Source organism: Geomicrobium halophilum (assembly GCF_014207655.1).
Classification (GTDB): domain Bacteria; phylum Bacillota; class Bacilli; order Bacillales; family Marinococcaceae; genus Geomicrobium; species Geomicrobium halophilum.
Genome location: NZ_JACHHJ010000003.1, coordinates 138,224 through 158,733, shown reverse-complemented (window position 1 = coordinate 158,733; position 20,510 = coordinate 138,224). Strand labels below are relative to the sequence as shown.

Below are 20,510 nucleotides of genomic sequence, written 5' to 3'. Positions count from 1 at the left end.
AGCTGACAATGGCGGAACTTGCCCAAGCCATTGTCAGTGATCGCTTGGTATGATAGTGTATAGATTAGCTAGTACGAACGTAAAAATGATAATGGGCAGGAGGTGCTGATGCCTTGGCTTCTACAAGTGTAACCATTCTTTTAATCCTAATTAGCGCTGCACTCATTACAGTAGTTCTGTTGCAGCCCGGTCGAAGTGCAGGTTTATCAGGATCCATTTCTGGTGGAGCGGAACAATTGATGGGAAAGCAGAAAGCGCGCGGCGTTGAAGCGTTCCTTGCGAAAACAACGGTCGTTCTAGCCGTCATGTTTTTTATCTGCACCATTTTATTGGCTTATATCTTACAGTAACTGCAACGGGGATCTACCCGTTGTTTTTTTAATGGTAAAAACGCTTGCTTTTGATCATGATATACATACCGGGTGTGTCGTGTTTAATGTGGCCTGATAATGGGAATTTACACATTGGCATGAGGGCCTTAAGTTTTTAAGAGGATACACTACAGTTTTAGTAAAGCATAGAAGGAGAGAGACTTGTTGAAAATCGTACCACCAAAACCATTTACATTTGAAGGGGATAACGGACGAGCAGTATTATTATTACATGGGTTTACAGGTTCATCGGCAGATGTCCGCATGCTCGGCCGTTTTTTACAACGAAATGGATATACTTCACATGCTCCGATGTATCCCGGACATGGCGTGCCGCCAGAACAATTATTAGAAACGGGGCCTGAGGATTGGTGGGCAGCTGTTAAGGAAGGGTACCACCATTTAGCGAACCAAGGATTTAACAAAATTGCAGTTTCCGGCCTTTCTCTCGGTGGTTTGTTCACATTAAAAATCGGTTATACTTTCGATGTAAATGGAATCGCACCGATGTGTGCGCCAACGTTATCAAATGAAAATGATATACATCTTTTTAATGGGCTTCTAGAATATGCAAAAAAGTACAAGGAATATGAGAAAAAGGATCATGAAACGATTGAAAAAGAAATGAAAGATTTTAAAGAACTTCCGATGACGACATTATCTTCTGTTCAAAGGTTAATCGGTGATGTCCGTGAACACTTAAGTGATATCGAAGTACCCATTGAAATTATTCAGGCCGGGGAAGATGACATGGTAAACACAGATAGCGCACATGTGATTTACGACGAGGTGTCTTCCTCGGACAAAGATCTGAAGTGGTATGATGATGCCCCTCATATCATTACTCTTTGGAAAGAGAAGCAGAAAGTACATGATGACATTCTAGCTTTTTTAGAACGGCTTGATTGGTCATAACAAAAATGAGAAGAGAAAGGAGCAACTCATGAAGGAAGAAAATATTGAATCGATCCTGACGTATATTCGTGAGGAAGCGAAAAAGCCGTTAAGTGTCCATGAATTACAAGATGCACTTGACATGCACTCGGCAGAAGATCAGAAGGCACTGATGAAAACATTGAATCACCTTGAAGAAGATGGCCGGCTCATTCGGACACGCAACAATCGTTATGGCAATCCAGAAAAAATGAATTTGATCAAGGGGACTGTCCAAGCCCATCGAAAGGGATTTGCATTTATTTTGCCAGAAGACTCAAATGAAGACGATGTTTATGTGGCTCCCGGTGACCTTGCTGGTGCCATGAACAGAGACACTGTATTCGTACGTATTCAATCCCGCTCAGGCGGAAATTCAGGAGATCGTGCTGAAGGAACGGTTATCCGGATCCTTGAACGCGGAACTACGCGAGTGGTAGGAACGTTCCTTGATTATGAGCGCTATGCATTTGTTACGCCGGATGACAAGCGCTTATATGATGATGTTTTTATTCCGAAAGGGCAGGAAAACGGAGCGGCTGAAGGACATAAGGTTGTTGTTGAGATCACCAAGTATCCTGAAGGGCGTTTAGGGGCAGAAGGAATCGTTGTTTCGATTCTTGGGCACAAAAATGATCCAGGAACCGATATTCTGTCTATTATTCATAAGCACGAATTACCAGGGGAATTTCCCGATGAGGTGCAGGAGCAGGCTGCGGAAACATCAGATGAGATCAGACAGGAGGAAATCGAACGCCGTCGTGATTTACGTGATGAGACGATTGTCACCATCGATGGGGCAGATGCCAAAGACCTTGATGATGCCGTTACGGTCAAGCGTCTGGACAATGGGAACTATCGTCTCGGTGTTCATATCGCTGATGTAAGTTACTACGTGGAGGAAGGGTCTTCCATTGATATTGAGGCAGCAGAGCGCGGAACGAGTACATATCTCGTTGACCGTGTAATTCCTATGATTCCACATCGGCTTTCGAACGGCATATGTTCATTGAATCCAAAAGTGGATCGGCTGACACTGTCCTGTGAAATGGAAGTTAGTCCAGAAGGAGATGTCGTCGATCATGAGATTTTTGAAAGTGTTATTCGTACAAATGCACGGATGACGTATACGGAAGTAAAAGAAATTCTCGAAGATCAAAATGAAGAAACACGGGAACGTTATCAATCCCTTGTCCCGCTTTTTGAAGATATGGAAGCACTCGCCGCCATTTTACGCAAGAAACGTTTTGATCGCGGAGCCATTGATTTTGATTTCAAGGAAGCTAAGGTCATTATGAATGAGGGCGGCCACCCTACTGATGTACGCATTATGGAACGTTCGGTTGCCGAACGCCTCATTGAAGAGTTTATGCTGGCGGCAAATGAAACGATCGCTGAACATTTTCATTGGATGAAGCTTCCGTTTATTTATCGTATTCACGAAAATCCGGATGAGGAAAAGCTACAAAGCTTTTTGGAGTTTATTACAAGCTTTGGGTACGTAGTGAAAGGCCGCGGTGAGGCTATTCACCCCGGTGCCCTTCAGGACATCCTCAAAGCGGTGGAAGGTGAAGGGGAAGAAACAGTGATTAGTACCGTGATGCTGCGCTCCATGCAACAGGCGAAATATGATCCGTCAAACGTAGGACACTTTGGACTCGCCGCTGATTTTTACACTCATTTTACTTCACCCATTCGCCGTTACCCTGACTTGATTGTTCACCGGTTGATTCGTAGCTACCTGGTGAATAATCAGACGGGCAAAGCGACGAGAGATCATTGGCAAGGACGGCTCCCCGATATTGCCAAACATTCATCGGAGATGGAGCGGCGTTCTGTGGATGCTGAACGCGACGTTGATGATTTGAAAAAAGCAGAGTTTATGAAAGATAAAATAGGCGAAGAATTTCCAGCCTTCATAAGTGGAGCTGCAAATTTTGGCTTGTTCATTCGGCTCGAGAATACCATTGAAGGTCTCGTCCATATCAGCCATTTAACCGATGATTACTACCATTATGACGAGCGCCAATATGCATTAATAGGGGAACGTACAGCGAATATGTTCCGTATTGGTGATCCCATCGATGTCCGTGTTCTCGATGTGAATATGGATGAACCAACGATTGATTTTGAAATCGTGGGAATGCCAGAACGCAAAAGGCAAAAACGATCAGATAAGCCAAAGGTTATTCAAGGTGAGCGGGGGCAGCCGCAAGATCACAAACGTCCGAAAAAGAATAAAGGTAAAAACGGAAGCAAAAAAGGAAAGAAAAAACAGAAGAAATAATCCTGGGAAGAGGGTTGCCCTATTGCTAGTTGGGCGGCCCTCTCTGCGCGTAGTCAGTCGTCTTCCGTTTAATGACACACTTTGTTCTCAATCTGCACAGAGACGTCACTGCGGTGAAACGACTGCAGGTGATGCAAGCTTACATCGAGGAGACTGACCTAGCGCAGAGCGTCTAAAATAAAAGGTCACCATCGGAAGTGGGCTCTTGTAGGTTTAATGAATGGCTTGACGATATGCGGATATAAATATTTTTACAATAGTGGTACATAAAGGTTTCATGGCACCACAAATATTAAAAAGGTCAATATGAGATGTCATGAAGGGGTATTTTACCAAATTATGAGAGCTGTTGATGTAGTGAGTGGCTGATTCAGCCATCGTGGACAAGCTCGGGAAGTCTAACCTAAGGCATTATGAGATCTTGCCTGAAGGAAATGCGGGGAATCGAAGATCCGTAGGCAAAAGGTCAGAACCTAATAATGCAAATCGCGTGAAGCACATGAGCGGCGGGATAGGGGTAGTCATGTCGTGTACCGTGCCAGAACTTTCTCAATATCGCTAATGCCGTGTCGAATCATCTAAGTCGTACGCTGAATACACGTGTTTCTGCGCCGAATCCTGTTTCGCCCGGTCTTTTCAATGGACGGGAAGAAATTTTGAAACATTGCACGAGTAACGGATTCATGCCGTTTACTCATGCAACGCCGTATGAAATTTAATGAAAAACTCGTTAGTGACCTCGATAGCCGAATTTTTACAATCGTTTGATGAAGACCATCGATTTTTAGAAACTACAAGAACAAATATGACCCCTATGGTTACCATAGGAGCCATGTTTACATTAAAGGGAGATATAATACGATTTATTGATTCTTTTTACGTGATTCAGCTTGTTGGTTTTGTTTTCTTACTTCCTGAGCATCTGTTTCACTTGCAAATTCTGGTTGTGGTTGCCCTTGTTGGGAAGCCTGATTTTGCTTTCTTACTTTTTGTGCGTTCGTTTTAGACGCGTTATTTTGTTGCTTAGCCATTATGATCACCTCCTTGTTTTACATTGCCCAGGAGGTGTTGCTGCTATACCAAAACATTCGTAAATCATTTTTGAAGCATGAAACGATAAATCAGCCACGAAGATGATAAAGAGGTCACCATTACAAGCTAGTTAATAAAATTAAATAATATCCAATGTTTTGCTAATTACTTGGAGATTCTACTCTTTTCACTTGTTTTTCTCTTTTATATGATAAAATGAGTTCATTAGAGAGGATGGATCGAAGTTGAGAAGGAAAAGGACACATGAGCATGGAATACGGTTTGGGAGGTATACATTGGGTCCTCGCAATGCGTTGACGGATGTGCCCGGGGTGAAGGTTGGGCATAAGACATTGAATTTTGATACTTCAGAAGGGGCAGTCGTTCGGACAGGCGTCACGGCGATATTGCCGCATGGTGGAAATCAGTTTCAGGAAAAGGTCTTAGGTGCCGCCCATATCATCAACGGATTTGGGAAAACCACAGGTGTTGTTCAGCTTCATGAGTTAGGTGTTATTGAAAGCCCGATTATGCTGACCAATACGTTTTCAGTACCTGCAGTGACCGAGGGCACACTCAGGCACTTGTTCTCGCAAAATGAAGATATCGGAACGGAAACGGGCACGGCTAATATTATTGTTGGGGAGTGTAATGATGGTTACCTCAATGATATTCGCGGGATGCACGTGCGGAGCACCGATGCGTTAGAGGCGATTCAAGCAGCTACGGAGGATGTGGAAGAAGGGAATGTCGGCGCTGGGACAGGGATGTCTTGCCTAGGTTTTAAAGGTGGAATTGGAATGAGCTCGCGTGTGGCCGGCGAGTATACAGTCGGGGTGTTAGTACTTAGCAACTTTGGGCAGAAAAGGGACTTAAGCTATCGAGGAAAACGTATATTTGAGGAGATGCTCTTTGAAGAGGATATGCCGGAAGGGTCAACGATGATGATTGTCGGTACGAACGCACCCATGAGTGAACGGCAATTGAAGCGAGTGGCGAAACGAACGACATTTGGTCTCGCCCGTACGGGTTCCAGTGCAGCGCATGGCAGTGGTGACATTGCAATTGCATTCTCAACATCGCACAGGATTCCCCATTATTCTGAGCAATCCTTGCAACGCTTTGATTTTATAAAAGAAGAATCCATTACGCAGTTGTTTGAAGCAACCGTTGAGTCAACAGAAGAAGCCATTTGGAATTCTTTGCTCGCGGCAACGGATATGAGCGGCCGACAAGGTCATGAACGCAAGGCGATCAACGTAAAAGATTTACATAATTTATAACGGAGGAGCAAATGATTAAAGGGCTAAATCATTTTTTGTTTTCGGTATCGGATTTAGACAAATCGATCGATTTTTATGAGAATGTTTTTGATGCCAAGCTGTTGATGAAGGGGAGAAGCACGGCCTATTTCGATTTGAATGGGATCTGGCTTGCACTTAATGTAGAAAAAGATATACCCCGAAACGAAATCCAGGAGTCCTATACTCATATCGCTTTTTCAATAGACGATAAAGACTTTGCTCAAGTGTATGAGAAGCTAGGGGAGTTGAATGTAAACATTCTTTCCGGACGTAAGAGAGATGAACGGGATAAAAAGTCGATTTATTTCACGGATCCCGATGGCCATAAATTTGAATTCCATACGGGCACATTGCAGGATCGATTGGATTATTATCAACAAGAAAAACAGCATATGGAGTTTTATGATTAATGGTTTTTATGCACATGTCTCAGTGGGGGTGTCTGGCTTTCTGACTGACTGGCAAATCATCAATCCCCCCCTTTACATATGTTTAGAAGCGTGCTATACTATATTGTCCAGTGGGAGATAAACCACTGCTTATCTGGGGACGATACGGATTCGACAGGGATAGATTGAGCTTATACTGCGAGCCGAGCTAGGCAGTCTCGAAAAAGGCCTACGCCAATAATAACTGGCAAAGCTAAAGAAACTTTCGCAGCACCAGCAGCTCCAGCTGCTGCGTAACTGACTGCGGATCCTTCCTTCCATCGCCCGTGTGGAAGTCTTGAAGGGTCTCACTCATAAGCGGGCTACGCTGACCGGCCGCCGTCTGAGGCCGGCAGAGGAGACTTAACAGACTAGCTGCATGGAAGCCTGTTGCCGGGCTGAAGTGACGGCGAATGATAATACGGTAACTACGCTCGTAGAGGTTTAAGTGGCAATATCTCTGGACGCGGGTTCAACTCCCGCCGTCTCCACCATACATAGGAGACAAAAAACACTCGTAACGATTTTTGTTGCGGGTGTTTTTATCGTGTGCCGGGCTGTGCACAATCTCTAGGGTTAGAGTCCTGATCGGTAAAGGACCTAAGCTGATAAGTGGCTCATTTGTTTATTAAATGATCTCTACATATTGGGAATTACCGGTGCCGGTGATATACAGCACACTTTTCAGGTGATACATGAGAAACCCGTTAACTGTTAGTTCCTCTTTAACTGTAATGATTTCTCCTTCATTGACCGTCGTATAGCGTGCGTCCCAATCCGGTTCGTCATAAACCCAAAGTGTATCCCCGATGACTCTAATCTATTGGGCACCAGGCGTTAGATCGGAATTTTGAGATTTACTATTTAAAAGTTCGAATGCTTCGTTATATCAATACATTGTCCCGTTTTATGCCAACACCGATGACCAATCCAAACGGAATCATTTATGGATGTTCACTTTAGACCAATCTATAAATATCGAAGTCGACGAGCCATTAGCAAGAGGTGATTTCATTCCATCACCAGATTCTCCCTTGCTTTTATATTTCAGAAAAGTTAAACTTCAAACCTCGAAAAAGTCGTCACGAAATAATAGCCACTTTCTCTAATAACCATAACGATGGACAAAATAATCATGGCTAACATCAATCATCGTGGCACACCACCGAGACCAAATATATCCTTTCCTCCTTTCTATGCAAGCGGCCCTTAATGGACATCAATCTTCAAAAAAGAAAATGGTCCATGAGGGTTTGTATCCTCATGGACGTTGCAAAGGTTAGTTATCGTTCTTTTTCGCTTCACCGGTTGCATCCTGGGCGTCCCCTTTAATCTTATCTTTTTTTCCCTCTGCTTGCTTGCCCTTATCATCCTTGAATTTGCCGAGTTGGTCTTTGACTTCCCCTTTAGCTTTATTGTAAGCACCACCTTTCACTCTCATTTCGTTATCCTCCTCTCCTTTTTTTGCTTAACTCACGGCATCTTGCGTTTTTCCTTTGGCTTTATCCTTTTTCCCTTCTGCTTGCATGGTTGAATCATTTTTGGCATTGCCGACTTGGTCTTTCACTTCGCCTTTTGCCTTATTCACGGCGGATTTCATTTTGTCACTCTTATGGTTACTCATTGGGATACTCCTTTCAGGTAATAATAATTATTCGGAGTCTACATGATTTCCGTCTTTGTTTTTCCCGCTGCGTTTCTCTTTTAGCCTTCGGATTAATGTCTTTTTTCGTATAGCTGAAGCAACAACGTGTCCACTATTCATAAAAATCAAGCTGCGTGTTTTGTGTCCTGCGGTCCCATCGACGAGCCTATTTTCATCCTGTTCTTTTCGCATAATCCGACGAACAGTCTCTGTGGCTGCTTCCTCAATGGTCAAGACACGATGAGCGATTACGATGTTCCCATGCCCAATTTTTAACGTTGTCATTTTTCAGCCTCTCTTGGTTTCATGGGGACATCGAGAGAAATTAAGGCTTGATAGAGATCAGGAAAACTTCGATGAGTGTCAAAAGGGGTCTTGCCATCATGGTTCACTTTCTGAGCTTTTTCAGGTCGGATACCGCTCATTATTGTATGCACACCGATATGCTCCAAGCCGAGCATCATTTTGAAAAGGTCATCCGTATTGAAGGAGGGGATGCTCGACAGCTCAATCACTAGATGGGCATAGGTCTCCTCCGAGCATTGCTGCAAAACGTCCTTGATGATCATTTCGTTTATATCCACTAGGAGTGGTAAAAGGCCGATATTATCCGTAACTTTCAAGATGGGGACCGTTCGGCGATTCGTTATTTGGCGCGATCCCATTATGCTTCCTCCTTTGTAGACGTTGATCGGTACGCTATAAGCTTTATGGTTAAAAAAGCTTCTGAATCATGTTCTTACGCCCAATCACCTCCCTTTATCAGTGGTCATGCGAATCCTCAACAGATAACGGTGAGATTACCCATAGAAACCAGCCACTTAATGATTCAATTGTATTGTTTCAAAATTTACGGGTAGTGAATTGCATTCCCTCCATTAACGATTGTCAAACAACAAATATATGTTAGATGATTGCTATAATAAAGGGATTTATATGTAATTTTGATAGATCAATGCCTATTGCATCTGCGGCTAACATTCGTTATGATGAAACTGTATCTATATCATTTGAATTGTATCAATTAGAGGTGATTTCGCTTGGTTAAGCTGGCTTATACACGTGTCGTATCGGAACATCAAAGTGCACAAGACCAGGTGCAGCAAATGGAAGCGATGGAGGTCGACGAGTTTTACCATGAACATGCCTCAGGGGTAAGTCAATCGTATCCTGAACGAGAGCAGTTACTACAAAATATTGAAGCTGGCGATGAACTCCATGTCACCGAATTACCCAAAATCATACGAAGCATTGAAGACTTACTTGATGTAATTCTTCATCTTCGAGAGAAAGACGCATTGTTATACTCATTGGAAGAATCATGGTTGGATTTCTCCGACCGCAATCCGTACAACGAGTATTTTCTAAGCATTGTTGAGAGGCTTCAGCAATTGTCCACCGATATTCGGCAGATGCGCCGACAAGAAGGGGTAGAAGCCGCTAAACATGAAGGTAAATATCAGGGACGGAAAAAAACGTATGATACCGATCATCCCGGAATGAATCATGCGATTGAGCTATACCGAGAAGGTCATCATACCGTTAAACAAATCTGTGAAATCACACAAATATCCAGATCCTCTTTGTATCGCGAATTGAAGCGAAGAGATTAAAGTCGACGAGCTTATCACAGAGCATAAAAAATAAAACAAAACCAACCATGGGAGAAAGGAGGGGTATTTCATGAGTGCGTATCAAAATATACTGCTCGGGGTTGATGTTTATGGTCCAGAGGTGAAGAAGCCTTTTCATCAAGCGTGCGCTTATGCGAGGGATAATGATGCTATCTTTCATATTGCGACGGTTTTGAATACCAAGGGCACGGGTACATTAAAGCGTATGGATCCAAAATTAAAAGAATTGAAACGTCAGGCCTATGAGACGCTTGAGACCTATCAGCAACAGGCTGAGGAAGCAGGCGTTTCCAACGTTAAGATGATCTTAGATACCGGTTCCCCCAAAGCGCGGATCACCCAGCACTTAGCCCCGGAATATGACATTGATCTGCTTGTTGTGGGGGCTACACAAGGCAATAAAGTGGAAAATCTCCTCTTGGGAAGCGTCGCCGAAGGGGTGGTCCGAGAGGCGAAATGTGACGTTTTGACGGTTCGGGAAAACCTCGGATAGAAACAATAATGAAAAGCTTTCAAAAAGTAACATTTGCAACGATACCTGAAAAGGAGATGTTTTCAGGATGAGCCATACTCCTACCACTATAGTTGTGGCTGTAGATGACCGGCCAGAAGGGAAGCTCGCTCGCCAAAAGGCGACCGATATGGTCGTCCAACAGAACGTTCAGCTTGTCTTGGTTCACGTGGTTAACCTCAATCTCTAATGCGCTTACATCTAAAAAATATAACAGAATATTCATTTTATTTTTTGTGCAGTGTTAGTGTAAGGTGAAAGGAAGGGTATCATCAAGCTTTGACGTTTCTCGTGCCGACCGCTCATGAGTGATTGTAAATATTGTATATCTAAATGAGAGGTGAAATAGGGTGACCAAGGTTACAAAAGAACCAGTCGACCACATTGCAGATCTTGCCAGTTTAAGATTCAGTGAACAGGAAAAAGAAACGTTAGCTGAACATATGGGAGATTTCCTTACATATGCGGAGCTTATCAATGAACTGAATATCGAAGATGTGGAACCGACGGTACACGTGATGAACGTACGTAATGTCTTGCGTGACGATGAGGTGCGCCCGTCAATGAAACGGGAAGATGTACTAAAAAATGCCCCGGCGTCAAAAGATGGGCAGTTAAAAATCCCGTCTGTCCTCGACCAGTAGCATGTTCCAGAAATTCTTTCCAAAATATGAAGTAGATGGTATTTATGGGCCGGAAACAGAAGGCGCTGTAACCACATTCCAAGAACACAATTCCATAACGGAACAAAGAAGCGCCCTTTGGATGGGTACGATTCTGATCTGAACATCCTGAAATAGACCTTTTCGGGGGGCTGTACAAAAATGCCCTGATCCGGAAATGGGGCGCCTGACGGAAAGTAGATGATCGGTTATTATGAGATATGATGATAACCGGTAGTACCCAGCTCTCATCAGCTCAAAATTCATCAACAGACGTCCCGTGCGTCCATTGCCATCCAAGAAAGGATGGATGTTGTTTGAATATGGGCGCAAGTTTCCTCCATCGTAAGGATGCTTATCCATTATTTTGAGGGTCCGTATGATCCCCATGCTCCCGTTGATCACGATCACGATTTTCGATCGTTTCTTCCTGCGCTTTGGTACTAGCTTCTTCGCTAGGCGTAGAAGAGCCCTCCCCTTCGGATGAATCTTTGCTTTGGGCATGACTATATGTTTCTTTCATCTTGCTCACTTCCTCTTGAACCTTTTGTTTAAGGAAATCCGAACGTTCACCATGCCAAACTAAATCAAAAACGGCTCGCCCGTTGGTCGGCTGCCCATCTGGCAAATACACAGGTAGCACATCGAACAAGACATAGAAAAACACATAGAATAGGAAAACATCCCAAAACACATTACTTGGGATCATGCCATTTGCAATCAGTGCGTTGATAATGGTGGCAGCGATACTACTGCTAAGAATCGGAGACGCGTAGATCAGGCCATGCCAGAATTTGCTATCTGGATTTAATTCGTCGTAATCCATCCAGCTATACATGAAGAAATACTTGCGCACTTCTAACGTTGGTAATGTGAAAAGGATGGGGCCACATCCAATGGTAAGCTTTTTATTCGTAGCCCCTAATAAGGTGGCTACCGAATAATATCCTGCCTCCCGGATAAACATTACGAGCGGTAAAATGATCAACGCGGACATAAGTAAACGTGGGATGTCTGTTAATCCGAACATTAATTTTATCTCCTTTCTCTCTTAGAGGATGTTCAAAAAGAGCGGGAAAAATCGCTGTTAAGTTTCTGCGTCAGCTTGCGGGGTGAAGGAGGCCAGCGTTGTCACTTTCAGTGGGTGCAGCAGGATGCTCCAAACTGGTTTCCTTGCACTCCAGAGCATAAGAAAATCTAGACTCGCCATTTTGGTGATAAGCGAACCTTTTCTAAAACTTCTCGGCTCTTTTTGTCCTCCTTTTTGAACACGCTCTTTTAGGGAACTTATATTTGTTTCATATTCATGTATCAAAATAGAGGTATCTATCATAATAAAAAAAGATAAAAACTGTCAATGCGTTTTTTATATTCTTATGAGGAATTAGTAATCATACTTTTAATTCGGAGTTAGCAGCATTTTAAGCTGTTCTTTTCAGTGAGAAGAACGATCCATGGCGGCCTCGAATTTTTATCACTAGCTTACTTGAAAACTTCGAAGAAGACGTTATAATCCCCTTATGATAATATCATTTACTTGTATCAATATCGCGGGGATCTTCATGGTAAAGGTGGAAAAACGGTGAAGGTCTTGGGGCTCAACATTTTTAACAGGCACCAAAAAGTGGAACGAGTCGGAAACGCCCAGTCGTTCAACAGATGTTAGAGGACATACAACCCGGGGACGAAATTCATGTGAAGAACTCTCAACAATGATTACGAACATTCGAAATTTATGGAATTTTATCGAAACAATAAAGATAAACGAGCAGTTGTATATTCCATGCAAGAATATGGGCTAGATTTTTCAGAAAACACCCTAATTTGATGACTAAATTCTAAATTGTAAAAAAAGGTTTCATCTCATACGGAAATGGTTATGTAACATGAGACAGCTTTATTATAAGAAGAATAACAATGAGCAAGGCATTTTCAGGGAAAATCAAAAAGGTTCTAGATGAAGAATGAATCCTTTTTACAACTAAAATGAATGGGAGCTTATTCTTACAACTTGCATGCTCTTCTCAATGTTAGGTTAATAATAATCATCTGGAGGTTTTTAATGGAATGAAAAATAAAACAAGACTAGACAATCGAATCTTTACACCATCATTACTTATTATTATTACAATTAGTATTCTTTTTGCCATTTATACCGATGAATCTATGGAATTGCTAGATAGCATATTTAATACGATTGTGGAAATGTTTAAATGGGGCTACATATGGTATGCTGTTTTAATTGTTGGGGCGGGTTTATATTTATCTTTTTCTAAATATGGCGACGTTGTATTAGGTGACCCAACAGAAAAGCCGAGGTTTACATTGTTTGAATATGCTTCTATATTAATCGCCATGGGTGTTGGAGCCACAATCATGCGAACAGGAGTGGTGCAGTGGAGTCAAGCTGCAATCGATCCCCCTTTTGGACTTGAAGCAGGGTCAATGGAGGCTATTCTTGCAGGGAATTCTTACAGTATGTTTTTATGGAGTTTTCAGACCTTTGCTGTCTTTGTCATGGTTGCTCCTGCAATAGGTTATATCTTACACGTGCGCAAGAAACCGAAGATGCGTATTTCTGAAGCGTGTCGGGTGATCTTCGGAGATAAATTTACAGATGGCTTAGGCGGAATTGTGCTGGACACGATATTTATGGTCAGTATTCTTGCCGGGGCGGCCGTAACGTTAGGGCTTGGAACGCCTATTGTCACCTACAATCTAGCGGAATTATTGAATATTGAAGTGACGTTCACCTTTACGATGATTGTCACCCTGATTTGGGTAACGATTTTTACTGTGAGTGCTTATGTTGGTATAGAGAAAGGAATTAAGAAATTAAGTACGCTGAATATGTATCTCGCAGGCCTCTTGGCATTATTTGTTATTTTTGTAGGCCCTGGCGTATTTATCCTTGATTTCTTTACGGACTCTGTCCGTTATTTAGGTTCTAATTACTTGGATTTCTCCCTTTACACGCATTCGATGGATTTAGAAGGCGGCACCCACATTGAAAGCCACACCGTATTTTGGTTTGCCTATAATGCAACATGGGCGATGTTGCATGGTGTATTTGCAGCGGTTGTTTCAAAAGGCAGAACCATCAAAGAAATGATCTTGACGTACTTATTAGCCCCAACGCTTTTGGCGTGGTTCGCTACCGGTCTTCTAGGTGGGCTGGGTGTACATCGCTATCTCACTGGGGATGTGCCTGTTTTAGATATTGTTCAAGAAGAAGGCCCTGAATCAGTTGTGCCAGCGGTTTTAACTTCAATGCCTTTTTCAACGGTTGTACTCATCGTTTTTGTGATTATCGCTACGATTTTCTTAGCAACCACATTAGACTCGACGACGTATACGATCGCTTCGTATACAACCAATCGAGATATGAGTAAACAAGCGCCTCCAAAGAACGTGCGGATTATTATAGCGGCCCTTATTACCATTCTAGCTTTGTCGCTTATGAACATCGGTGGTTTGGCACCACTAGAAGTTCTTTCAGGGCTTATGGGGATCCCGATTATTATCCTCCAGATTCTGACCGTCATTGCTGCTAAAAAAATGATGGATGAGGATCAGGCATGGATCCATAATGTGAGAAAAAACAAATGATGGCTGATGGCTAAGAGTCAGCTAAATGGCCGACACAATTAGGGAGAGTACTTGCCAAATTGGGAGTAGGATAGAATCTGAGTCAGCTTTTAAAACCTGGCTGATATTATCCTGGTGATAATCGCTCGTAAAGCCCGCTTCAGCACCGTAAGCGGGAGATAACGGGCGACTAACACCCGATTCGTTCAACGAACCATCATAGGGAGGTGAAAAATCCTATGATGGAGTTTTACGTTATGATTCATAGGTAAAAGACCACTCCAATAGGATGGTCTTTTTAATCGTTCACATTGTCACTTTTCCATAGGTTGGATTCCCTAGGCCTCCAATACTGCTTAGTTATTCATCGGGATGTAATGCCAAATTCCATCCATTTTTTCTTTTTTTATACGATTGAGCGATTCTAGGTAATCGAGGTGTCCAATGATTTCTGAGATGACAAGCGGAAACTGAGAAGTGTATTTTTCCCCATAATAATTTTTGGCTAATTGACTTACGGTTGTGATTCCCTCTGTGATGAAATTAGACAGTGTAGTTGCTTTGTCGTCAATGTCGGTGAGCCTTTTCTCTATGAGGATCGATGGTTTTTTGATGACTGATCCATGACCAGGGAAAATAATGTCTGGTTGAAGGGCCAGGGTTTTTCTTAGTGATTCTATATGTTGCAGCAACGGTTGTTTCCTTTCTCCGTTGCAATCGGGTTCCACAAGCGCGTTACTTGAAATATGGTGAATGAGTAAATCTCCACCAAAAAGCCAACCTGTATTTTCCTGGTAAAGGGATACTTGGTCTGGGGCATGACCTGGCATTTCAATCACTTCCGGATTGCTGCCTACGTTCAACGGTAGAATGTCTGTTTGAAGAGCTTTCTGTTTATTTTTATGGATGGCTTTTTTTAAATACTCAACTTGTTTCCTTCCCTCATCCCCACAACTACCTTCCTCATACAACGTTTCAAAGAAGTTCACTCTCCTCTGCATAAAATCCTCATCTCTTTGTAATCGAGGGATGGCATATGGATGTGCGTACACAGGAATGGGGTGTTGGGAGGTGATTCGATCCACCAATCCCACATGGTCGCTGTGATGGTGAGTTAAAATGATTTGAGTGATATTCTCCAGTGAGAATCCATAAGTCTTTAATGTTTTCAGTAAAGCACCCCAGCATTCTTCAGTATTTATTCCTGCATCAATTAATGTTAAAGTTTGATCGTTTTGGTATAAATAAAAATTAATGCTTTTCAAACGATTACTTACGGGAACGATCATCGGATAGACAGCTTGATTTCCCATCTCTACTTTCATGTTTAAAACCAACCTTCGACTTTGCGTTAATTTCATCCTAGCAGGAATGAGAAAAAATATAAATTCCTTTAATCCAAGTTAAAACAGAAGTTTGGTATGGGTTCCAACTTTAAATGTTTAATCCCCCTGTGAATGGATACCCTAACCGCTAAGGTTACATACATTGAAGTACGGAGGGAGAAAAATGCCTGAGCAATATCGTACGGAACAAGACACCCTGGGCCAAGTATTAGTTCCACAATCAGCCTATTATGGGGCTCAAACCCAACGTGCTGTGGATAACTTTCAAATAAGCGGAATCCGGCTTCCGCGCTCGTTCATTAAAGCCCAAGGGGTGATTAAGGCATCGGCAGCAGCTACAAATATGAAATTGAATATGCTTCAAAACGATATAGGAAGTGCCATTATTGAAGCTGCTGAGGAAGTGATCGATGGACATTGGGACGGTCATTTTGTTGTCGATGTGTACCAAGCTGGAGCTGGAACATCACAAAACATGAATGCTAACGAGATTATTGCGAAGCGGGCTTCTGAAATTTTAACCGGGTCATCAGCGTCTTCTCACGTTCATGCAAATGATCATGTCAATATGGCGCAATCAACAAACGACACCTTTCCTGCAGCATTACATATCGCGGCTGTGGAAAACATCACACAAAGCCTCCTGCCTGCCATTGGACAATTACAACAGGAACTGGAAAAGAAATCGGAGGAGTTAATGTCCGTATTAAAAAGCGGACGAACCCATTTACATGATGCGGTTCCTATGCGATTAGGGCAAGAATTTGCTGGATATGCAGGAACGATAAAGGGTATGTATCAACAGATCGAAGACACTCTTGAACCGTTATATGAAATTGGATTAGGCGGGAATGCCATCGGTACAGTGATTAATACCCATCCTGATTATCCACAAACAGCGATTGCCGAAGTGAGTCATCGTACGAATTTTCCTTTCCGTGCTCCTCAGAGTACATTCAGTTATATGCAAAACAGAAATGCCGCCATCAACACCATGCTTGCAATGAAAGAACTTGCCATCCACCTGATTAAAATAACCAGTGATTTGCGTTTACTGGCTTCCGGTCCACGAACAGGCTTAGCTGAAATTGCCCTTCCCTCTGTCCAGCCGGGCTCATCGATTATGCCCGGAAAAGTAAATCCGGCCATCTTAGAAATGACCCATATGGTATGTTGTCAGGTTATCGGATTTGAAACAGCAATCGCAACGGCTGGAATCGCAAGCCAATTGGAAATCAATGTGATGATGCCTGTGATCGCTTACACCTTGCTGGAATCAATCGAACTACTATCGAATGCTCTACCTACGCTTACGACAAAGTGCATTACTGGCATCCAGGCCAATCAAGACACATGTAATTATTGGATGGAATCCAGCCTTTCTTTAGTTACCGGCCTAAGCCCCATATTAGGATACGATCTATCTTCACAGATTGGAAAAGAAGCAGATGAAAGAAATATCGCGATTAAACAAGTCCTTCAAGAAAAAGGCTTACTAAACGAACAAACTGAAAAAGCAATCGACCCCCAAGCGTTGATTTGACCATTTATTGCAGGTTCTTAATCGAACAAGGGTAAGAAGAGTCATGTAAGAACTCACTATGTGTGTCACCATTAACCCAGTGGAATAATGAATAGATGACGGGTGTGATGTTATATCCACCATTGTCTGCTAATCATTAAAACTGTAAGAATGCTTGAAACACCCATAGCAAAAAAGGCGTCCTTCGAGGACCAGCGAATAACACGATAATAAGTACGGTTTCGGCTGCCGTCAAAACCCTTGGACTCCATAGCAATAGCCAAACGGCTGGCTTTTCGAATGGCGCTGGCGAGCAAAGGGATGGCATAGCGCTTCATTTGCCGATAACGCCCAATAAGGCCCCCTTTCTCACCAAGTCCTCGAATACGATGGGCTAGCTTCAATTGCTGCCATTCGTTTTTAAATACAGGAATGAGGCGGTAGGCAGCCATGATTCCATAGCCAAAGCGTGGGGAAAGCTTACCGTTTTGAATTAGACTGTGCAAAAATATCGTCGGGCTCGTCGTTAATACAAACAATAATGACCAAGTGCCAAACACAAGGCTCCGAAATCCGAGTGATAATCCTGTTTGTATATTTTCCAACGCAATCGGCAAACCGAAAAGAGAAAACAGAATCAGTTCTCCTCTTTCTGCTGGAAATACAGCGTTTATCCAGACAAAGGTAAGGCCGAATAGCATAAAAGGAATACTTATCAATGTGATAAACTTTACAGGTATTCCGCCTAAGAGGTGAAGCATTAATACGGAAACCACCCATAGAAGGAACGGAGTCCAGGGATCAAACACGAAAATCATGGCCGCAATGACAACGAGCAGTGCTATTAATTTTGCCAAGGGGTTTACCTGTTGGAGAAAATGGTTGTTTGTTTGGTATTGTTCAAGCATGTTGCACGCCTACCTTTTGCTGAACATGATCTTGCCATTGTTGTAATTTGCGGTCGATAGGTGTAGTAAGTTTTGTTTGCGCACGTAATTTTTCATAGGAAGGTGAATGTAAAAAAGATATCGGATTTCCCTCATACGCACAACGACCTTCATGTAAGACAATCATATGGGTGGCAAATTGCTCAACCAAGCCCATGTCATGTGTGATCATAAGAATGGTTTTTCCTTGTTGTTGAAGGGATTTTAACAAATTCATCAATTCCTCTGTATTTTCGGCATCTTGGCCAAACGTAGGTTCATCAAGAATGAGAAGCTCCTGATCATTAATGAGCATGGTCGCTACGGATAATCGTCGTTTTTGCCCTTGGCTTAATGAAAAAGGATTATGATCTCGAACATGGGATAAGTTAACGATATCCAGCAGTTGATCGACATGAGAACTACGTTTGTCTTCTGACCAACCCATTTGGCGAGGACCGTAGGATAACTCCTCGTCCACACGCTCTGTGATGAACTGACTCTCAGGATTTTGCATGACGAGTCCGATTTGGGCCATGAGTTGATGATCGGACCACGATGGTAATGGGTGGTCTTTCCATTTTATAATTCCTGTTGATGGCTTTTTTGCCCTAAGAAACAATTGGGCAATTGTACTTTTCCCGGCTCCATTTGCCCCCGCAAGTACGGTGAACTCACCCTGATGGATGTGAAATGTAAGCTCCGACAATACTGAGGAGGCATTTGTATTATTGTCATATGCATAGGAAACATTTTGCATTTCGATAATTGGTTTTCCATACATGGGTTGTTCCTTGGTGGGCGGAATTCTGGGTTCCGAAATCCCTGCTTTTATTAATTGCTGCTCAAGTTCAGCAGGTAAAAGCGGAAAAGGGTCCCATTGGATAAAGTCTCCCAAAGATATTGCCGTCTTCACGGTTTTGGGTAACCATATCCCTTCACTCATGAACTGGTTCGCGTGCTTCTGAAATAACTCTCTCGGTGTTCCGGTGTAAGCAATCTTTCCCTGCTTGTTTAAAATGATAAGGTCATCAATGAAATGGATCATATCATCCAATTGATGTTCAATGAATATCATCGTTTTTTTCGCCCGTTTCCCCCACTGATCAATCAAAGCAAAAACTTCGATTGTTGCTTGGGGGTCGAGATTTGCCGTTGGTTCGTCTAGGATAAGGACTTCAGGATCAATGGCCATAAGACAAGCCAACGCGAGTTTTTGCTTCATTCCACCGGAAAGGGAATGGATAGGGTCTTCTTTAACGTGTAACAATCCGGTTTTTTGAAGGGAATCATGAATAATGGAATCCATTTGATCTCGCGGTACTTGTAGATTCTCCAGACCAAAAGCGACTTCTTCTGCAACGGTATACATACAAAATTGGGTCTCAGGATCTTGGAAAAGAATCCCTACCTTCTTCGACATTTCACCTACCGTGTGATGTTGTGGATGAAGATCACCCACGGCAACCTCACCGGAGACTTCGGCCTCTATCGATTGCGGAATAATTCCATTGAGTGCGAGCGTGATTGTGCTCTTCCCTACACCGCTCGGCCCGAGAATTAAAGAACGGGAATTAGAAGGAAAAAAAGCTGAAATGTCTTGAACCGTTGGCGTCTCGTTCGTTGGATAACGTATGGAAAGGTGATCAGTTTGCACGCAAACCATGATTTTTCCGCTCCCTCTCTTTTTGCAATTTTTCACGGCCGAGCGCGAAAGAATTCAGTACACCGGTTTGGGCGAGTTTATCGGCAATTCCTTTACTTAGCCATGCAGCCAGAGCACCGCTTACAAGCATTACACCAAGCATTGCCACTAACAATCCAGGGGCTAATTGGCTGTACCCGGATATGAAATAGCTCGTCACAAAATTTGCTGTGGTCCCGCCCATGCCGGCTAGCATAAGTATCGGAAGCCAATATCTGCGCCATAAAAACAGGGCAAACACAATTTCACAGCCAATCCCTTGGGTAAAGCCCAGCAAAAGCACAGAACCTGCACTTACCGATCCAATGAGAACTTCTGTGAAAGCGGCAATCATTTCACCCATAAACGCAACCCCGGGCTTTCGAATAATATAAGCGCAGACAATACAAGCCATAATCCATAGCCCCGATAACAAAGCTCCGCCCATAGGACCTAAAACGCCGGAAAGAAGACCTGCCGCAAAAATCCATACAAGGTACAGAATCCCAAAGACGATCGAAATGGCAGACATAACGATAATGTCACGGAGTTGAAGCTTTTTCGTTGGTATCATATTAACGGTACACCTCCTGCAAAAATAAAAGCCACCCTGAGAGAATCAGAGTGGCTTTTGTCA

General features: G+C 43.0%; 22 protein-coding genes, 1 other RNA gene and 1 pseudogene. 13 read left to right on the top strand and 11 right to left on the bottom strand.

From position 1 onward, the window contains the following. Nucleotides 1-113: 113 nt before the first annotated feature. The 3 genes from secG to rnr all read left to right on the top strand — a co-directional run bounded on the left by secG (nt 114) and on the right by rnr (nt 3,591). Nucleotides 114-350, top strand: a complete 237-nt coding sequence (gene secG, locus HNR44_RS11245; RefSeq protein WP_184404371.1) for a preprotein translocase subunit SecG — start codon at nt 114-116, stop codon at nt 348-350. 186 nt (nt 351-536) lie between these two features. Then, a complete protein-coding gene (locus HNR44_RS11240) occupies nt 537-1,286 on the top strand; it encodes an alpha/beta hydrolase (RefSeq protein ID WP_184404370.1) in 750 nt (249 codons plus the stop codon). A gap of 28 nt (nt 1,287-1,314) precedes the next feature. Next, nucleotides 1,315-3,591, top strand: coding sequence for a ribonuclease R (gene rnr, locus HNR44_RS11235; protein ID WP_184404369.1), 2,277 nt, complete (start codon nt 1,315-1,317; stop codon nt 3,589-3,591). 863 nt (nt 3,592-4,454) lie between these two features. On the opposite strand, the gene HNR44_RS11230 is transcribed toward rnr, so the two are convergent. Further along, nucleotides 4,455-4,622: a gamma-type small acid-soluble spore protein gene (locus tag HNR44_RS11230; protein ID WP_184404368.1), complete on the bottom strand. Its 168-nt coding sequence runs from the start codon at nt 4,620-4,622 to the stop codon at nt 4,455-4,457. 297 nt (nt 4,623-4,919) lie between these two features. Here HNR44_RS11230 and HNR44_RS11225 point away from each other — a divergent pair, with 297 nt between their 5' ends. From HNR44_RS11225 to ssrA, 3 genes are all read left to right on the top strand, one after another. Further along, nucleotides 4,920-5,906, top strand: a complete 987-nt coding sequence (locus tag HNR44_RS11225; RefSeq protein ID WP_246407353.1) for a DmpA family aminopeptidase — start codon at nt 4,920-4,922, stop codon at nt 5,904-5,906. An 11-nt stretch (nt 5,907-5,917) separates the two neighbouring features. After that, entirely contained in the window at nt 5,918-6,337 is a 420-nt protein-coding gene (fosM, locus tag HNR44_RS11220; RefSeq protein WP_184404366.1) for a FosM family fosfomycin resistance protein, read from the top strand. Between the two features lie 135 nt (nt 6,338-6,472). Then, nucleotides 6,473-6,849, top strand: a transfer-messenger RNA (tmRNA) gene (ssrA, locus tag HNR44_RS11215). A 785-nt stretch (nt 6,850-7,634) separates the two neighbouring features. On the opposite strand, the gene HNR44_RS11210 is transcribed toward ssrA, so the two are convergent. Genes HNR44_RS11210 through HNR44_RS11195 form a run of 4 tightly spaced genes read right to left on the bottom strand, consistent with a single transcriptional unit; the run spans nt 7,635 to nt 8,665 of the window. After that, complete coding sequence (locus HNR44_RS11210; protein WP_184404365.1) at nt 7,635-7,796, bottom strand: CsbD family protein; 162 nt, start codon at nt 7,794-7,796, stop codon at nt 7,635-7,637. A gap of 27 nt (nt 7,797-7,823) precedes the next feature. Further along, entirely contained in the window at nt 7,824-7,979 is a 156-nt protein-coding gene (locus HNR44_RS11205) for a CsbD family protein (RefSeq protein ID WP_184404364.1), read from the bottom strand. A 27-nt stretch (nt 7,980-8,006) separates the two neighbouring features. Next, on the bottom strand, nt 8,007-8,285 hold the full coding sequence (locus tag HNR44_RS11200; protein WP_184404363.1) for an extracellular matrix/biofilm biosynthesis regulator RemA family protein: 279 nt from the start codon (nt 8,283-8,285) through the stop codon (nt 8,007-8,009). Continuing rightward, a complete protein-coding gene (locus HNR44_RS11195; RefSeq protein WP_184404362.1) occupies nt 8,282-8,665 on the bottom strand; it encodes an STAS domain-containing protein in 384 nt (127 codons plus the stop codon). The genes HNR44_RS11200 and HNR44_RS11195 overlap by 4 nt, the downstream gene beginning before the upstream one ends. 375 nt (nt 8,666-9,040) lie before the next feature. Between HNR44_RS11195 and HNR44_RS11190 the strand changes: the two genes are divergently transcribed. The 5 genes from HNR44_RS11190 to HNR44_RS18105 all read left to right on the top strand — a co-directional run bounded on the left by HNR44_RS11190 (nt 9,041) and on the right by HNR44_RS18105 (nt 10,931). Next, the gene (locus HNR44_RS11190) at nt 9,041-9,613 is read left to right on the top strand and encodes a recombinase family protein (protein ID WP_184404361.1); all 573 of its coding nucleotides are present in this window, start codon (nt 9,041-9,043) and stop codon (nt 9,611-9,613) included. Nucleotides 9,614-9,683: 70 nt separating this feature from the next. Next, nucleotides 9,684-10,127 carry a universal stress protein gene (locus tag HNR44_RS11185; protein ID WP_184404360.1) on the top strand — a complete coding sequence of 148 codons (444 nt, stop codon included), beginning with the start codon at nt 9,684-9,686 and terminating at the stop codon, nt 10,125-10,127. 67 nt (nt 10,128-10,194) lie between these two features. Next, a complete protein-coding gene (locus tag HNR44_RS11180) occupies nt 10,195-10,335 on the top strand; it encodes an adenine nucleotide alpha hydrolase family protein (RefSeq protein WP_184404359.1) in 141 nt (46 codons plus the stop codon). Nucleotides 10,336-10,495: 160 nt separating this feature from the next. Continuing rightward, nucleotides 10,496-10,789 carry an Asp-tRNA(Asn)/Glu-tRNA(Gln) amidotransferase subunit GatC gene (gene gatC, locus HNR44_RS11175; protein ID WP_184404358.1) on the top strand — a complete coding sequence of 98 codons (294 nt, stop codon included), beginning with the start codon at nt 10,496-10,498 and terminating at the stop codon, nt 10,787-10,789. A 1-nt stretch (nt 10,790) separates the two neighbouring features. Further along, on the top strand, nt 10,791-10,931 hold the full coding sequence (locus HNR44_RS18105; protein ID WP_221434286.1) for a peptidoglycan-binding domain-containing protein: 141 nt from the start codon (nt 10,791-10,793) through the stop codon (nt 10,929-10,931). Between the two features lie 134 nt (nt 10,932-11,065). Here HNR44_RS18105 and HNR44_RS18100 read toward each other — a convergent pair. Both HNR44_RS18100 and HNR44_RS11165 read right to left on the bottom strand, forming a co-directional pair. Continuing rightward, nucleotides 11,066-11,170: pseudogene (locus tag HNR44_RS18100) on the bottom strand (Fic family protein); the annotation flags it as partial. Further along, complete coding sequence (locus tag HNR44_RS11165) at nt 11,163-11,837, bottom strand: hypothetical protein (protein ID WP_184404357.1); 675 nt, start codon at nt 11,835-11,837, stop codon at nt 11,163-11,165. The pseudogene HNR44_RS18100 and the gene HNR44_RS11165, both read right to left, overlap by 8 nt. Nucleotides 11,838-12,874: 1,037 nt before the next feature. Here HNR44_RS11165 and HNR44_RS11160 point away from each other — a divergent pair. Next, entirely contained in the window at nt 12,875-14,416 is a 1,542-nt protein-coding gene (locus tag HNR44_RS11160) for a BCCT family transporter (RefSeq protein WP_184404356.1), read from the top strand. Between the two features lie 335 nt (nt 14,417-14,751). On the opposite strand, the gene HNR44_RS11155 is transcribed toward HNR44_RS11160, so the two are convergent. Beyond that, on the bottom strand, nt 14,752-15,720 hold the full coding sequence (locus tag HNR44_RS11155; protein WP_184404355.1) for an MBL fold metallo-hydrolase: 969 nt from the start codon (nt 15,718-15,720) through the stop codon (nt 14,752-14,754). 184 nt (nt 15,721-15,904) lie between these two features. On the opposite strand from HNR44_RS11155, the gene HNR44_RS11150 reads away from it, so the two are divergent. Then, a complete protein-coding gene (locus HNR44_RS11150; RefSeq protein WP_184404354.1) occupies nt 15,905-17,284 on the top strand; it encodes a class II fumarate hydratase in 1,380 nt (459 codons plus the stop codon). A 110-nt stretch (nt 17,285-17,394) separates the two neighbouring features. Here the strand turns inward: HNR44_RS11150 and HNR44_RS11145 are convergent, their stop codons facing one another. The 3 genes from HNR44_RS11145 to HNR44_RS11135 are packed head-to-tail and all read right to left on the bottom strand — an operon-like array spanning nt 17,395 to nt 20,447. Next, nucleotides 17,395-18,171 carry an energy-coupling factor transporter transmembrane component T family protein gene (locus tag HNR44_RS11145; protein WP_184404353.1) on the bottom strand — a complete coding sequence of 259 codons (777 nt, stop codon included), beginning with the start codon at nt 18,169-18,171 and terminating at the stop codon, nt 17,395-17,397. Beyond that, on the bottom strand, nt 18,164-19,855 hold the full coding sequence (locus tag HNR44_RS11140) for an ABC transporter ATP-binding protein (RefSeq protein WP_184404352.1): 1,692 nt from the start codon (nt 19,853-19,855) through the stop codon (nt 18,164-18,166). The genes HNR44_RS11145 and HNR44_RS11140 overlap by 8 nt, the downstream gene beginning before the upstream one ends. Beyond that, nucleotides 19,836-20,447, bottom strand: coding sequence for an ECF transporter S component (locus HNR44_RS11135; RefSeq protein ID WP_184404351.1), 612 nt, complete (start codon nt 20,445-20,447; stop codon nt 19,836-19,838). The genes HNR44_RS11140 and HNR44_RS11135 overlap by 20 nt, the downstream gene beginning before the upstream one ends. Nucleotides 20,448-20,510 lie beyond the last annotated feature (63 nt).